The sequence below is a fragment of the Paraglaciecola algarum genome, assembly GCF_021532655.1.
GTDB lineage: Bacteria > Pseudomonadota > Gammaproteobacteria > Enterobacterales > Alteromonadaceae > Paraglaciecola > Paraglaciecola algarum.
Map to the genome: position 1 here is coordinate 1 of NZ_JAKGAS010000007.1, position 15,989 is coordinate 15,989.

Below are 15,989 nucleotides of genomic sequence, written 5' to 3' on the forward strand. Positions count from 1 at the left end.
TTCTTACTCATTATTACCTCGTTGGTTTTGGTTATGATACCTCCAACAATGTGTTTTGAATAATTAGACCATTACACTATGCTCAAACCGTGGACTTGTATATTAGAATAGAGAATACTCAATCTAGCATTTTAGCCCCAGTAGATATTCACACTCTTACGCTTCACCAAACCAGCACTTTCTACGACAGCATACTGTGGGGATTATTCTATGGTGGATTGATTATGTTGGGGGCCTACAATCTACTACTATATTTAGGCATCAAAGATAAAAGTTTATTAACCTACAAAGAGTATATAGTCGCAGTATTATTATGGCAACTTGTGTGGGGCGGACATTTCAAATTACTCATGCCATCCTATCTAGCCACTTGGTTTAGTGCTCATACAGACATCATTTTTATTATCCTTGGTCTAACCTCGGGCATATTCTCAATCACCCTGTTAAACGCCAAAGACAATGCTCCCAAAACTTATCCCTTTATTAAGTCATGCTTAATCACATATGCCATTTTAGCAATTTGTTGTGTGCTCGGCATCTTTCCTAATCTATGGCAAAATTTCTTAGTATATGCTGTCAGTTTTCTAGCAATGTTTTGTTATTTATATGCTGGCTTTGAAAGTTACGCCAATCGTTTTTATCCAGCACGATACTTCATTATTTCTTGGTGTATATTAATTAGCTGTAGCCTTACTGCATCACTACATTTAATTGGTTTTCTCCAAGATAATGTTTTCACATCCCATTGTTTTCAAGCCGGACTATTTATTCAAGCATGTTTATTCTCAGTGGCGCTTATGGATAAACACCGTCATCAGTTGCAGCAGGAAGTAGAACAAGCTACACAAGATTTAACTAACAATATTGAATTAGTCGAAGAGCAAAATGTAAGATTGGATATCGCCAGAAAAGACGCCATTGCCGCCAGTCACGTAAAATCACAATTTTTGGCCAATATGAGCCATGAAATCCGTACCCCATTAAACGCCATTTTAGGATTTAGTAAGGAGCTACATTCAGCTAACTTGTCACCAGAAAAGCAAGAACAAATCAGCATTATCAATGCTGCGGCTGACAACTTACTTAATATAGTAAATGATGTTCTAGATTTTTCGAAAATAGAAGCAGGAAAATTACAAATTAACAATCATCCATTTTCTCCCAATCAAATATTAGAAGATGTAGTTAGCATAATGGCTAAATCGGCCCATTTAAAACACTTAGAGTTCATATACGACTTAAGCCCTTTGCCAGAAAAACTGATTGGAGATAGCTACAGAATTAAACAAATACTTAATAATTTATTGGGCAATGCTTTAAAGTTTACTGACAGTGGGCAAATATCTTTAATTGTCAAAGGCACTGAAAAAGACCACGGAATTTATGAATTAGAATTAAAAATCGAAGACTCTGGGATTGGCATAAGTAAAGACGATCAGCGAAAGCTATTTGCCGCATTTTCACAGGTAGATGACGCCTTAAATCGCTCATATCAAGGAACGGGATTAGGCTTAGTTATATGCCAAGAACTAGTCAAAATGATGCATGGTGAATTAAGCTTACAAAGTACTCCTGATGTTGGCAGTACATTTACTGTATCCATCCGTACCAACCTATTAAACACTACATTATCGATCAAGCCAGATGATAATTGGCAGGATAAAAATATTATTTATTTTGATCCCAACCCACTATCGAGGCATTGCGGTACTAAGATATTGACGGCTATGGGTGGTAATGTAACTGGAGTTGAATCATTAACATTTTTACGTCAATTAACAGCACCACAAGATACATTATTTATTTGTGTACCAGGCAATAAAGCTAGCATGTTACCCAGCATTCTTGAAGCATCTCGGCACATTAATGCCAACAATAAAATTATGTTGTATTCAGGTGTAGAGTCCTTGTCAGCCCGCAGTGATTTATCACAATATTTTTCCCACAAATTGCGTTTACCGCTGACTTTAGGCAAATTAAATAGTTTAACCAAACAAACTGTAAAAACCCCAGTCAATGCCTTACAGCAAAGGTTAGAAGCCTTACCTAGGGCCAGAATTTTAGCCGTTGACGACATGGAAATGAACTTAAAGTTACTCACCACTTGGTTAAAAAACTCCAACTTACAGCTGACCTTAGCCTTAAGTGGAAAAGATGCTGTAGCGCACTGTAAAGAGTACGAATTTGACCTTATTTTAATGGATGTACAAATGCCACATATGGATGGATTAGAGGCAACCAAGCATATAAGGCAAACACCACTAAATTTAGGTACTCCCATCATAGCCGTCACTGCCCATGCGTTTAAAGAAGAACAGGATCGGCTATTAAGTTCAGGAATGGATGATTATTTACCTAAACCCATTAATCTTTCTGACCTTATCGATCTAATAAAACGATGGTGCCAGATTACTGATGCAACAGACGATTCTCTACCAAGTTTTGATTGGCAGTTGGCATTAAAAAACTCAAATTTCAATAAAGAGGCTGCACAAGACCTGCTAAGTCAGTTTATCCGTCAACTCCCTGAATTGGCGGCTGAAATTGAAAGACTCAATCAAGCACAAAACTTTGTGGAAATGCAAAATGCGGTACACAGATTACATGGAGTGTGTTGTTACACAGGTGTGCCAGCGTTACAAATAATATGTGAAAAGATTGAAAGTTCGTTAAAATTGCAGCAAATTGCCAAAGCTCAACAAGAACTGCCCAGATTAATCAATGAAACCGTTAAAGTATTAAAAATTGTTGAACAGGACAAATATTTATTTACATCGTAACACTTGGTTTTGACACTGCTTAAGTAGGGTTAAAAACTCCTGTTCAGGCCGATCAAGGTCCGACGCAGCTACAAAAATATCATAACCTAAGTTTGCTCTGAGCTTAATCATACGGTTAGCAAACATGCCTTGAATACCTTTATACTCTTTACCGCTGAGATCTTTATAATAATCATTCTCTAACAAATCCTGGCCTAAACATTGACCTGTAGAACAAGGTTTATCCTGGCCGGCAGATAACTGGTGAAAAAGCAGGGGGCGCTGCTCCATCAACATATTAGTCATTAATCTTGGAGAGATGTTATCTAAAAAAGTCACATAATCTTTTAACTTAAATCCAAGCATACCTAATTCCCGGTTTTCCATACCCACACTAACTTTTGGAATATCAATTCGTTGAATATTTTCCCAGTTAAGCTGCCATTTTCCATGTCTTGAACGATAGATAATCTGGTATTTGGTTAATTCGAAACTGAATGTAGGCTCTCGATATTTCACCCAAGCAATAATAAGCATCACACAGGCGAGGCTGATCACGAATATACCAACCAAATAGTATTCTTTAGGTAATGCACTTAATAGTATTAGACCAAAACATAAGCCCAAGAATCCACTCAGACTACTCACTAAAATATTTTTCTTGGCTAAACTACGGATCTGAATAATATCTGACATTAATTAAGTCCAAAAATATAAATAAACAACACACATAAAAACAGCCCAAACCAGCATAGCTCTAATTTGTTTGCATTTGGCACAATTAGTTTGCCACCAAGAATGCTTTTTTTTATTTGATTTGGTCATTGTGTTTATACAAATTAATACGATTCCATCTTAATATGTGATCACTCAGAGTGCATCCAGCTGTTTTTGATTGAGGCGTCGCTATGAAGTAATGGTTGTTCCCTTTCAAATAGTGAGAACAAAAAGCAAAACCCGCTGGGGCACTCCTTTCAGGCGATTTTTAAAAGAGCTTACACTGCGTTCCATGACTTAGAAAGAGCACTAGCTATCTTTTATTAAAGAGCTGTCAATCATTCGCCTTGATTAAGCTCTTTTAAACTCTCGCTGAGTGACTATATTTTAAGACGGAATGGTATAAACAAATTAAGGAATAAAGCTATTGTAGAGAATGATACAAATAGATAAAAGCTGATATTAGCGGTAGTTGTATTTCAATATTAATATGTGGTTATAAGACAAAGACCCTTTTGATTGAATCTACTGAAGGGTTACGAGAAAAGGGCACAAAAAAAGCGCAGCTATATCTTTAACTGCGCTTACCTAAGTAACAATTTTTGATTTGGATATTTCAATTGGGCGATTAGCCAAACTGAAATCAATCAACGCCATTACTTACCTTGATTTAAAAAGGCAGCTACTTTGGTAGCAGCACGTTCTTTAGAAAACTCAGTCAGACCAACACCGTTACACTTAACACCTTTCTCAGCGATTAAAAGTGCTTTAACTTTGCTTTGAGTGCTAGCAACTTCACCCACTTGCTTACGCAAACTTTTCTTTAGTAAAGCAACATCATCTACAACAACAGCTTCACAAAAATTCTTAAAATTAGTGTCGCCTTTATATTTAACTTTACTTTTAGATTCCATGGCCGCATTTGCATTCAATGCACACAGCGCGATAGATACAGCAATTAATTTTTTCATAATTTATCTCCAGATATTTAATTTGTGCGCTTCAGACCGCCATTAAATTAAGCCAGATGTAATTGCTAAATTCTGTGATTTAATTGTTCAAAATCAGTAAAAAGCATGTAAAACAGAATATCACAAGACAATTACTGACGTATCCTATTGATTTAATTATATATTCCCCAAACAAATATAACCATATGATATATCAAAACCCAAAGATACAAATATATATTCTAAAAAAATAAGTTGCCAAACGGATAAACGCCTTAAATTATTCAATTGTTAACGTCATTTAACACATATTAAGCCAAAACTTAATTTTTTAAGTCACTGCAAGAACACCTAAAAACATATACTCGATAAAAATAAGCCATTTTATCGTCATTATTTATTTAATAAATATTAGCAAATAAATAGATGAGTAAAGCAAGACAGGCGAGCCGCTTACAATTATAATTTACCTCAAATTTCTTGGTTCAAAACAAAATGACTGTCTATCAACAATTACTCCCCGAATGGGTAAAACAAGAAGCAATTTTATTGGCTTGGCCTGATCATCAAACAGACTGGCGACCTTGGCTAAACGAAGTTCAAAATGTTTATTGTGACATCATAAAAAATCTGATGCGATCTGACGTTGGCGTAATCTTATTAATACGCCAATCAGAAGTCGAAACATGTAAGAAGAAGCTTCCCGCCAATGCCAAGGTATTACTTGTCACAGCCGATTATAATGACACTTGGATTCGAGATTATGGATTTTTAACCACTTCAAGACAGGGCGTGATGATCCCCCTAGATTTTACGTTTAACGGTTGGGGGAAAAAGTTTAACGCAAACAAAGACAATAGAATAAATCAAAACGTATTGGCAAGCTTATGCCAACAAAACATAGAATCGGTTAATTTGATTTTAGAAGGTGGCGCGATTGAAATTGATCAAGACGGGACCTTGTTATCCACCCAATTATGTTTATTAAATTCGAAACGTAATGGCGACCTAACAATCGCTGAGTATAAAGCCCAGTTTAGTAATCAACTGGGCTCAAAGCGAAATGTTGTCTTTGAACATGGCCATTTAGAAGGTGATGATACAGACGGGCATATAGACACTTTAGTTCGCTTCACACCAAATCAAGCTTTAGTGGTGCAATCTGCCTTTAACCGTCCTGATGACTCCCATTATGCGAGTTTAGTTGCACTAGTCGAAGAATGCCACCAAGCGTTCCCACAGTATAAAGTATTCGAGTTACCTCTGCCTTTTATTAAAAATGCTGAAGGGGACAGGTTACCTGCATCATACGCTAATTTTTTGATTTCTAATGAGCAAATATTATGCCCTGTATACCAACAACCAGAAGACAAATTAGCTCTAGATATTATGCAACAAGCCTATCCGCAGTATAAAATTGTGCCGATTAATTGCTTGCCGCTAATTCAACAGTTTGGCAGTTTGCATTGTATTAGCATGCAAATTCCAGTGGGAACACTTAAATCAAACCTAGTCACACAACTTGCCAAAGGAGTTAGCCAATATGCAGGTGAATAACAAATTAAAACTGGGGTTAGTGCAACAAGCTGTAGCCAATAATGACAAAAATGTGAACTGGCAACGATCAGCAGAGCAAGTAACGGTATTAGCAGAGCAAGGTTGTGAACTAGTTTTACTACAAGAACTACATAGCAGCTTATATTTTTGTCAACAAGAAGATACCCAAGCTTTCGATTTGGCTGAACCTATTCCCGGCCCCGCCACAGAGTTTTTTGCTGAATTAGCAGCTAGATTAAACATAGTGTTAGTGACTTCTTTATTCGAAAAACGAGCGACCGGTTTGTATCACAACACTGCTGTCGTGTTCGATCGCGAACTAGGTTTAGTTGGCAAATATCGAAAAATGCATATTCCTGATGATCCTGGATTTTACGAAAAATTCTATTTTACTCCTGGGGATTTGGGTTTTGAGCCTATACAAACCAGTGTGGGTAAATTAGGCGTTCTAGTTTGTTGGGACCAATGGTATCCGGAAGCAGCCCGTCTAATGGCTATGGCTGGAGCAGATATGTTGTTTTACCCCACAGCCATTGGTTGGGACAAAAATGATTCTAAACAAGAACAAGAACGCCAACACAATGCTTGGCAAACAATACAACGTGGCCATGCTGTAGCAAATTCGATTCCGGTTGTGGTCGCCAATAGAACAGGTTTCGAAGCATCACCTATTCAAGGGGATCCTGGTATTCAGTTTTGGGGGCAAAGTTTTATCACCGGCCCCCAAGGTGAAATATTAGCCCAAGCAGCCAGTGATAAAGAACAAAACTTAATGGTAGAAATTGACCTTAATCGCACCGAACAAGTGAAACGCATCTGGCCATATTTCAGAGACAGACGCATCGATGCCTATGGGGATATCGATAAAAGATGGCGAGATTAGGGTTAACAAACTTCAAACTATTTCTTAACCGACTCTAGGGGCTGTTGATCTTTGGTGTATGTTTTTGCAGCGAGTTGTGCGGTATTTATACAATGAAGCGCGAGTGTGGTGTAGTTGTTCTACATGAGTGAGTGCTGAATCAGTAGAAATATTGCACAATCGCTGCGTCATTTTTTTTAAATGAAGTAGGTCTTCCTAAACACTTTTTACTCTTTGTTGCTGACTTTTGGCTTAATCCGCCGCTTTTAAAGAAATAATGCCTTCAAGTCAGCGCCTCAATTTAAAAGCGTTTAGTTTGAACAAAATTTATACACCAAAGATCAACAGCCCCTAATAAAAACTCGAAATCTAAAGCCCTGTTTAAGTTTTTAAGCAGGGCTTTGACATCTTATGTCGGACAATATAACTCGTCATTCCCCCATAAATATCAACCGCTATATGTAAAATTATAGCCATGAGTAAAGATTGACTAAACCAATATACTCCACATAACACCAGGCCAATTATAAAAGTTCTTATAACATGATCCAAACCTTGGTATAGATGGCATAAACCAAATAAAGCACTGGATATTAGCACTGCAAAACTCAGCCCTACATGTTCAGTTAATGCATGTAATAAATAACCTCTGAATATAAGCTCTTCACAAATTCCAGCTGACACAGACAAACCCAAAGTAAAGATGGCAAGTTGACTTTTTGTTTTCGGCATAAACCAAGCTAATGGAGTAATTTGTTTCGCTAAAGATGCTTGTGATGCCTCATCTTTAACCAAAGAAAGTGATGATAAAATGAAATAAAAAATCACCAGTATTAATAATCCTAAACTTGTTAAAAATTGCCAACTATCGTTCCACTTCAATCCAATAGACACTAGGGTTAAAGGTGAATAAACAAGATGTACTAGCAAAAATATAACAGGCAACCAAATTATCAGCATACCTTCAGCATAGGCCTGAATTAAAGACTTTTTATGATCCAAAATACTTTGCTGAGTGTTGTCAAACAAACTAATTACCACCATAAAACCTATCGACAACATCAAGCATATTTCTGTTAACTGCATTTTATTCTCCTTTTAATTTCAGGAAATAGATTAGCCCTAACGCAGTTATAGATATATAGTATACTTATTTACATTATCTAAACTTAAAGTTTATAAAAAAATCAGACTTCATACATCGAACTCAGGTTAAATAGGTTTGCCTCTTGCTAAAAGTAGAACAACTTAAAATTTTTATTGCCTTAACAGAACTCAATACAATGACAGCTGTAGCTAATAACCTGCAAGTATCGGTAATGGCCATTAGCAAGAGTATTGCTTTACTTGAAAAGGAAGTGGGCCAGCCACTTTTTTCTCGGACAAGAAGAAGTTTTACTCTGACTCAATTTGGTCATGATTTTAAGTCCCATGCTCAGCAAGTAGTGGCCCAATTAGATACCTTAGAAAGTTGGGTAGAAGAAAAGAATGGCAGTATTAGTGGCACAGTCAAAGTGTTATGCCAAGCCCCTGAAATGATCCATGAAACGATTATTCCTTGGTTAGATAAGTTTCTTGCTCTGTATCCCAATATCAAAGTAGAACTTGATGTTAAAGAATCGATCATTGATTTAAATACTGACGACTATGATGTTTTTTGGGGAGTATCGGATTATTTAGGAGATACCTTTTCAGGCCTAAAACGTCGAACTTTATGGACTTGCGACTATGGTTTGTATGCCTCACCAAGTTATTTAGCTAGGCACACTGAAATTAAAACTCTTGATGACTTAAATTCCCACACAGTTATTGGATATTTACATAACCAGCCTGCGGATATTATTATTTTTCAATCCGAAACGGGTGAGCCTACACATAAAGTTATTCATAATCGAGTGAAAAGTGTGACAGGTCTGGTCGAAATGGCTTGCAACGGATTGGGCATTATTAACGCTGGAAATGACGACGTTAAAATTTTACCAGCGTTAGCAGCGAATAAACTCCAACCTATATTGCCCGATCATTGGTATAAAAATGTCTCTACCTATGTCTACTTTCATCAGGTAAAAGGAGAACAAGCAAAAGTCAGATCATTCATTGACTATTTTATTGCGCAAAAAAAGTTTTGGGGGCTGGGATAAAGTTTGTTAGGTCAGTAACCCCGCTTTTTCCAAAATTGGATCTCACCATCGCCATGTTCAATCAATACACTGAACGTTTTATCAGCAACTATTTTGCCATCACATTCAATCACCATGCGCCAATCACCTACCTTGTTGTGGATAGGCTCCCACACTGTGTCACCTAAATAAAACTCCCAATCATTGTTTCTAACATAAACTTGTCCTTCAAAGGGCTCCATCACTCGGCCTTTATTATCGGGCACGTCAGGATGGTACATAGTCCAATCTAAACGTTTACCTTTGGCTTTTTTTGCATGCAGAATAAAACCAAATTCGATATCGATTTGTGCAGGGATATTAGTAGTGAAGGTTTTAATTTGTGGTAATTTTTTACTTTTTTCATCCCAGTTTTCATAGATGCCAAAACTAGTAATTTCAAAATGGGAACGCAACTTAGACACTAAATTTCCTGCCAATTATTAATACTTCCATATATTACTCAGGGTTATGAACTGATCCAATGACAATTGCAGCAAATATACAATAATGATTATTTTCCCACCAAGGTGTATAATATTTGATCAAAAACTTCATTCGCTACTAAAAATTATAATTAAGAGCTACTAATGAAATTGATCTCGCACGTTTTAATGATAATCATAGCAATAACTAGCATTCCATTGTTTGCCATAGGCCAAATCAAACACATCAGTAGTGAAGCTCAAGACAACCAAAAATCTTACTTTGTAGATATGTTAGCTTTGGCACTACAAAAATCGGAGTCTAAATATGGTCAATTCCAATTAAAGGCCGTCGATGCATCTATGGGAGAACAAAGACAATTAAAAAGTGTGAACGATGGCACATTAGACGTGATCTGGACCATGACTAGCATAGAACGAGAAAAGCAAGCACTTCCAATACGGATCCCACTACTAAAAGGTTTATTAGGATATCGAGTGTTTGTGATTAGAAAAGAACAACAGCATATTTTTGCAAATATCACTGATACATCAGAGTTAAAAAAATTAACCGCAGTACAAGGTTTCGGCTGGCCTGACTACGATATTTTAAAAGCCAATGATTTCACTGTAGTTGATAGCCAATGGTACAGCACAATTTATAAAAGTCTAAGTAGAGGGTTTTATGATTATTTTCCTCGCTCAATTATTGAAGTTTGGTCTGAAATGGATTTTTACGATGCTTCGCTGCTTACTGTTGACCAAAAGCATTTAGTTATTTACCCAACTGCAATTTATTTTTTTGTTGGCCTGAATCAAACCCAATTAGCCAAACAGATTGAAAATGGGTTGTTATTGGCTATAAAAGACGGCAGCTTTCAAAGGTTGTTAACTAATTACCCAACCCATAAACAAACCTTTAATAGTGACAATATAAAAAGCCGTATCAAACACTTTTTGCATAATCCACTATTACCAGAAAAAACGCCAATTCAAAACCCCGATTTATGGTTCGAACCTATACCTGAAGAGTTGCATTAAGACTCTTCGTCGAAATAACTGTTAGTGGATTGCCATTCTTTTAACTTCTGTTGACTATGCGCAAGGATTTTTTGATGATTTTGACTTACCCACCATTTTTCTATTATCCGTACATTTTTTTGATTAGATTTATAAAACAAATCAATCACATCACCCACTACGGGAATTAAGCCAAATACAAAATCCAATAAGATATGACGGTACATCAAGGCCCTCAGATCAGCAGGTACATCCATCTTTTTAGCTAAATGAACAATTCGAAGTGCAACTCCCACCATAATTATATCGCCTATTATAGGAATTAAACCAATTATAAAATCTAAACCTAGACGTATGCCTAAAATAGGAATACGAATTTTTGTATCGGTTAAATCTGCTAATTTTTGCGCTTTTAACAATGCCCCTGGGGCGAGAATATTATCTGTCATTGCATACCACTAATTTATAAATTGTGAGTGCTTACCATCATCCAATTACCTGTAATATTTGGCCACATAACCAAGCCATATAAGTTCCTACTGTATAGCCTAAAACAGCCAACATCACGGCTACAGGGGCCAGTGAGGGGTGAAACGCAGCAGCAACGATTGGGGCCGAAGCGGCTCCGCCCACGTTAGCCTGACTGCCAACCGCCATGTAAAACAATGGTGCTTTAATGATTTTAGCCACTAGCAACATTAAACTAGCATGTATGATCATCCAAATAGCCCCAATTACAAAATAAAGTGGGGCATCGGCGATCATAGTGACATCCATTTTCATGCCTATGGTCGCTATTAAAATATACAAAAAAGCGGCCCCTATCTTAGATGCCCCAGCGCCTTCTAACTGGCGTGCTTTAGTAAATGACAATATGATACCTGCAGTACTGGCAAATATAATCATCCAGAAAAATTTACTATGAAAACTGAACTTGTGTAATTGAGGAAAATTATCCACAAAATAAGGAGTAATATTGTCTGCAAAAAGATGAGCTAAGCCTGTCACACCTAGACCTACTGCGACTATTAACATGATGTCATGCAAGCTAGGAATTCGCCCATGTTTATCATCAAACTTTTTTACTTTTTCTTGTAACTCATCGATAGCACTAGTATCGGCGCCTGTTTTTGCATCAATCGATTTTGCATTCCCTGCCATAATCAATAACACAGCCATCCATAAATTAGCCACTATCACATCAACCGTGACCATAGCCGAAAACATTTGATCACCTGCATCATATATTTCTTTCATTGCGGCCTGATTGGCACTCCCACCTATCCAACTGCCAGCCACTGTGGTCATGCCTCGCCATACGGCATTGGGGCCGTCTACACCTAATAAATCAGGCACAAAGGTAGCCACAATCAATAATGCGATAGGCCCACCTATCACTATACCTACAGTACCGGTAAAAAATAAAATTACCGCTTTATTGCCAAGTCTGGCAATCGCTTTTAAATCGACGCTTAAGGTCAATAACACTAAGCAAGCTGGGAGCAGATAACGTGAGGCAACATAATAAAGTTGTGACTTAGATCCATCAATTAAACCAAAAGTATTGAGGAGGGATGGCAGAAAATAACAAAGCAAAACAGATGGCACAAACATATAAAACTTCTGCCAAAAAGAGTGCTGGCTACTGGCTGTGTAAAACACCAATCCAAGTAATATTGTTAAAATACCAAGTACAGTTGCATCATTAGTAAAAAGTGGTGTATTCACTGCTAACTGTGTAGCGACTTCTTGATTGGATATCACAGGTGTAGACATAGTTTTCCTATTCGGTATACATCAGTCAATGACGATACGGCCAAATATTTAACTGGTTTGAATATCTATTCTTATATAAACCTAGGACTCAAACCCTGTAAATATAATGTTAACAAAAAGAATGCTATTTTTCTGCTCCAAGTGATTTGGCTCTTTCCAAGCGCTCATTTAAATTGACAGTTGAATTTGTAGCACTAGCTAAATAAGGCTTTAATATCTGGCTTAGGGCATTTATGTGATTAGCATCAGCATTTAATGCTTCAATGTATTGATAACTTTCACCGCCTGCATTAATAAAATAATCGCGGTTCTCTACACCAATCTCTTCAATTGTTTCTAAACAATCTGAGGAAAACCCTGGACATACAACTTGCACAGATTTAATTCCATCAGCAGCAAACTGTTTTAAAGAATGATCAGTATAAGGCTTTAACCATTCCTCGCGACCAAAGCGAGATTGAAAACTCACAAAATATGCATCTTTCTCTAATCCAAGGTTCTCTGCAATTAAGCGAGAGCTTTTATAACATTCACAATGGTAAGGGTCACCATTAGTCAAATATCGTTTAGGTATGCCGTGATAACTGAATATTAATTTTTCAGCCTGGCCATTTTTATCCCAATGTTGACGAATTTTGTCAGCAACAGTTTGAATATAATCAGGGTGATCATGGTAATGCGTGATAAATTGTAATTCAGGCATCCAACGTTTTTTAGTTAAACTCGCGGCTACCGCATCAAATGTTGATGCAGTTGTGGACGCACAATATTGTGGATACAAAGGTAACACCACAAGTTTTCTCACCCCTAGTTGCAACATATTATCAATCACTGAATCTACCGATGGAGAGCCATAACGCATAGCAAACTCTACAACTATATTGTCACCATAAGCCTTTTGTAACTGCTTTCTAAGAGCGGTTGTTTGGTCTTGGGTATGATACATCAAAGGTGAACCTCTTTCGGTCCAAACTGTCCGGTAGGCCTTAGCCGACCGACTCGGTCTAATGTTTAAAATGACCAAATTTAATATAAACCACCATATAAATTTAGGTACCTCTACCACTCTGGGATCAGATAAAAATTCCTTTAAATAAGCTTTTAGTTGCTTTTTTTGCGGTGCATCTGGCGTACCTAAATTGGTAATCAATACGCCAACCTTATCGGCTTGAACATGGCTAAATGCCGAGTTACCTTGGTATTTCATGAATGTCTCTTAATATGAATAAAGTAGTTGTATACGCACAATCAACTATTTTGGACTATTTACTTTAGAAATCAATGGCCAAACCTTTCGAAGGTTAAATAATGCAACCAACACTTAAAACTGTTTAATTTAAGTTAAAAACTGTGCATTATACAAACTTGCGAAATATTTCATTCGTTACTTTGTAGCATAGGATGGCGCCATGACTGACAAAAAAAATACACCCTCTAAAAACGACAAAACTAGCTCAGATAGCCAATCAGAACTAGACACACTCCGGCAGATAGTGTTTGGCGCCGCACAAGATAATATCGAAAAGCGCATTAACACCCTAGAACAACAAACTCTGAGCAGTTTCAGTAAAATGGAACAATTATTAGAGAAAAATGTAAAAACCATAAAAGCACAAATGGAAGATGGTTTTAATAATCTAGAGGACAAACTTGCGCTGGCAGATCAAAGTCAAGACAAACGAGCTACAGAAATTAACAATTACGCGGACCAAATCTCCAGCGCTCTTGAAATGGCTGAAGCCAACAGCAAACAAGAAAATGACGAACTACATGAACGTTTAAATCAAGAAATCAAAAACCTTAGTTCTACATTTACGGAACAGCTTGAACAAGCTTTAGCTAAATTAAATCAAGTGTCGAGCGAATTAAACTCATCTAAAACCGATCGTAAAACCTTGGCCAAATTATTGGCTTCTGTGGCAAGTGATTTAGAAACTGGTGAAGACTAATAATAATTTATTATGACCAGCTCCAAGCAGAGTCAAACACAAACATCTGATTCTCAACAGATGGAAAAAATCCGCCAACTTGTGTTGGGTGAAGACGCATCTCTAGTAAAACAAACACTAAAAGATAACGCGCGAGAAATGGTAGCTGAGGTATTTTCAGAAGCCTTACATGACCGAGAAAAAAACGACGGCTCTGTTAACAAAGTATTATTGCCTTTAGTCGAGAAATCCGTCGAAAAATCCGTTTCCAATCATAGCGAACAATTTGTTGGGTATTTATATCCATTAGTAGGTAGCTTAGTTCGTAAATCTGTCACAGCCTTTATTACCGACTTACTCGAAAAAACCAACGCATTAATTGAAAACAGTCTGACTGTTAAAGGACTTAAATGGCGCTTTAGAGCTTGGCGTTCAAACGTACCTTTTTCACAATATGTTGCCAGTCAAACTTTCTCTTTTAGAGTGGAACAAGTATTTTTAATCCATAAAGAAACCGGTCTATTGTTGAATTCTGTTTCGTTAAACTTAGGTACTGCTGCTGACGCAGATATGGTCTCGTCAATGTTGACAGCCATCAACGACTTTGTGGCAGATTCATTTAAGCCCAATGCAGATAGCAGTGAACAACAGCTTGATGTAGTACGCACAGATGACTTTACTTTAGTCATAAAACCAGGACCAAAAGCAGCGGTAGTCGCCGCTGTTACCGGCAATATGCCACAACATGTAGCAGATCAACTGCAAGTTACTTTAGAAGATATTCATAAGCTCTATGACAAAGAACTAAACAACTTTAACGGTGATGCACTAACCTTTGAAAATAGCGAAAATCAACTACGAGATTGCTTAATAGCCGAATTAAAACCAGAGGCTGAACAAACATCTAAAACACCTTGGATGGCTTGGTCAGTTGTTTTTTTGTTACTTTGTACCATAACATTTTTAATGGCAATACGCTGGCAATCTGTAGCGCTGAAAGACCAAATAGAGTTAATCGATAGGCAACCAGGCATTCTTATTACAAGTTTGGAGTTAAACGGATTACGTGAAATTAATCTAAATGTATTACGTGATCCGTCAGCTATTATTATTAAAGATTGGCTTGGGTCACAAAATATTTCCTTAACTCACCTTAATATAAAAGAGCGAGCCTACCTTTCACTAGACCCAGAATTAATTAAGCACAAAGTCCAGATCGCACTAGGTACATTCCCGAATATTCAAATTCAATGGCAAGGCATGACCCCAAGTTTTTCAGGGCTGTTAACTAATTTTGACAAATTAATGTTACAAAATAAATTGTCTGGAATTTCCGGGTTAAATTTTATACCATCATGGTTAGATGGTATAGTGGTAAACACAGATAAAACAAATGCGGCAGACGACCCTAATGTTATTCGCGCCATTTTAGATTTAAATATCGCTAAAATTGAAAAGATGTCAGTGGCCTTTGAAAAAGGAAAAAGTGAATTATCTGTTACCGCTATTGAAAAGTTAATTTCCATCAAAGATCAATTCAATAACTTAATCAATCTCGCTGAACAACAACAGATATCTCTCGGACTAGTGATCATGGGAGCAACAGATACAGTTGGCACACCTAAATTTAACCAAATACTTAGTCAAAAACGAGCTGACAATGTAAAATTAAAATTGCAAGAATTAGGCATTAGCAACAATCGACTAAACGCAATTGGCTTAGGTGTAATCGATCTAAAAACAACTAATGCAGGTGCCCGAAAAGTATTGTTTAATGTGGTATATTTTGACGCAAGTTAGTAAATTTCTATTTTTGATAAACTTTTTTATTCTAAA

The 15,989-nt window shown here is 36.9% G+C and carries 14 protein-coding genes; 7 read left to right on the plus strand and 7 right to left on the minus strand.

Going from position 1 to position 15,989, the window contains the following annotated elements; genetic code table 11:
* Positions 1-89 precede the first annotated feature (89 nt).
* On the plus strand, positions 90-2,780 hold the full coding sequence (locus L0668_RS12890; protein WP_235313052.1) for a 7TM diverse intracellular signaling domain-containing protein: 2,691 nt from the start codon (positions 90-92) through the stop codon (positions 2,778-2,780).
* Here L0668_RS12890 and L0668_RS12895 read toward each other — a convergent pair.
* Both L0668_RS12895 and L0668_RS12900 read right to left on the minus strand, forming a co-directional pair.
* Entirely contained in the window at positions 2,766-3,455 is a 690-nt protein-coding gene (locus tag L0668_RS12895) for a DUF2982 domain-containing protein (protein ID WP_235313053.1), read from the minus strand. The genes L0668_RS12890 and L0668_RS12895 overlap by 15 nt on opposite strands.
* A 677-nt stretch (positions 3,456-4,132) precedes the next feature.
* Positions 4,133-4,447, minus strand: coding sequence for a hypothetical protein (locus tag L0668_RS12900; RefSeq protein ID WP_235313054.1), 315 nt, complete (start codon positions 4,445-4,447; stop codon positions 4,133-4,135).
* Between the two features lie 474 nt (positions 4,448-4,921).
* Between L0668_RS12900 and L0668_RS12905 the strand changes: the two genes are divergently transcribed.
* Together L0668_RS12905 and L0668_RS12910 are read left to right on the plus strand one after the other, a co-directional pair.
* On the plus strand, positions 4,922-5,983 hold the full coding sequence (locus tag L0668_RS12905; protein WP_235313055.1) for an agmatine deiminase family protein: 1,062 nt from the start codon (positions 4,922-4,924) through the stop codon (positions 5,981-5,983).
* Positions 5,970-6,866, plus strand: a complete 897-nt coding sequence (locus L0668_RS12910; protein WP_235313056.1) for a carbon-nitrogen hydrolase — start codon at positions 5,970-5,972, stop codon at positions 6,864-6,866. Before L0668_RS12905 ends, L0668_RS12910 begins: the two co-directional genes overlap by 14 nt.
* Positions 6,867-7,226: 360 nt before the next feature.
* Here the strand turns inward: L0668_RS12910 and L0668_RS12915 are convergent, their stop codons facing one another.
* Positions 7,227-7,931 carry a CPBP family intramembrane glutamic endopeptidase gene (locus L0668_RS12915; RefSeq protein WP_235313057.1) on the minus strand — a complete coding sequence of 235 codons (705 nt, stop codon included), beginning with the start codon at positions 7,929-7,931 and terminating at the stop codon, positions 7,227-7,229.
* A 143-nt stretch (positions 7,932-8,074) separates the two neighbouring features.
* On the opposite strand from L0668_RS12915, the gene L0668_RS12920 reads away from it, so the two are divergent.
* Positions 8,075-8,986, plus strand: coding sequence for a LysR family transcriptional regulator (locus L0668_RS12920; protein ID WP_235313058.1), 912 nt, complete (start codon positions 8,075-8,077; stop codon positions 8,984-8,986).
* An 11-nt stretch (positions 8,987-8,997) separates the two neighbouring features.
* Here L0668_RS12920 and L0668_RS12925 read toward each other — a convergent pair whose 3' ends face one another.
* On the minus strand, positions 8,998-9,429 hold the full coding sequence (locus tag L0668_RS12925; RefSeq protein WP_235313059.1) for a DUF3859 domain-containing protein: 432 nt from the start codon (positions 9,427-9,429) through the stop codon (positions 8,998-9,000).
* A gap of 165 nt (positions 9,430-9,594) precedes the next feature.
* On the opposite strand from L0668_RS12925, the gene L0668_RS12930 reads away from it, so the two are divergent.
* Positions 9,595-10,470: a hypothetical protein gene (locus tag L0668_RS12930; RefSeq protein ID WP_235313060.1), complete on the plus strand. Its 876-nt coding sequence runs from the start codon at positions 9,595-9,597 to the stop codon at positions 10,468-10,470.
* Here L0668_RS12930 and L0668_RS12935 read toward each other — a convergent pair.
* From L0668_RS12935 to hemH, 3 genes are all read right to left on the minus strand, one after another.
* Entirely contained in the window at positions 10,467-10,898 is a 432-nt protein-coding gene (locus L0668_RS12935) for a DUF4112 domain-containing protein (RefSeq protein ID WP_235313061.1), read from the minus strand. The genes L0668_RS12930 and L0668_RS12935 overlap by 4 nt on opposite strands.
* 37 nt (positions 10,899-10,935) lie before the next feature.
* The gene (locus tag L0668_RS12940; RefSeq protein WP_235313062.1) at positions 10,936-12,225 is read right to left on the minus strand and encodes a DUF819 family protein; all 1,290 of its coding nucleotides are present in this window, start codon (positions 12,223-12,225) and stop codon (positions 10,936-10,938) included.
* 124 nt (positions 12,226-12,349) lie between these two features.
* Positions 12,350-13,432, minus strand: a complete 1,083-nt coding sequence (gene hemH, locus L0668_RS12945) for a ferrochelatase (protein WP_349815648.1) — start codon at positions 13,430-13,432, stop codon at positions 12,350-12,352.
* Between the two features lie 202 nt (positions 13,433-13,634).
* Between hemH and L0668_RS12950 the strand changes: the two genes are divergently transcribed.
* On the plus strand, positions 13,635-14,174 hold the full coding sequence (locus L0668_RS12950) for a hypothetical protein (RefSeq protein WP_235313063.1): 540 nt from the start codon (positions 13,635-13,637) through the stop codon (positions 14,172-14,174).
* A 12-nt stretch (positions 14,175-14,186) separates the two neighbouring features.
* Positions 14,187-15,953, plus strand: coding sequence for an OmpA family protein (locus L0668_RS12955; protein ID WP_235313064.1), 1,767 nt, complete (start codon positions 14,187-14,189; stop codon positions 15,951-15,953).
* The last annotated feature ends 36 nt before the right edge of the window (positions 15,954-15,989 follow it).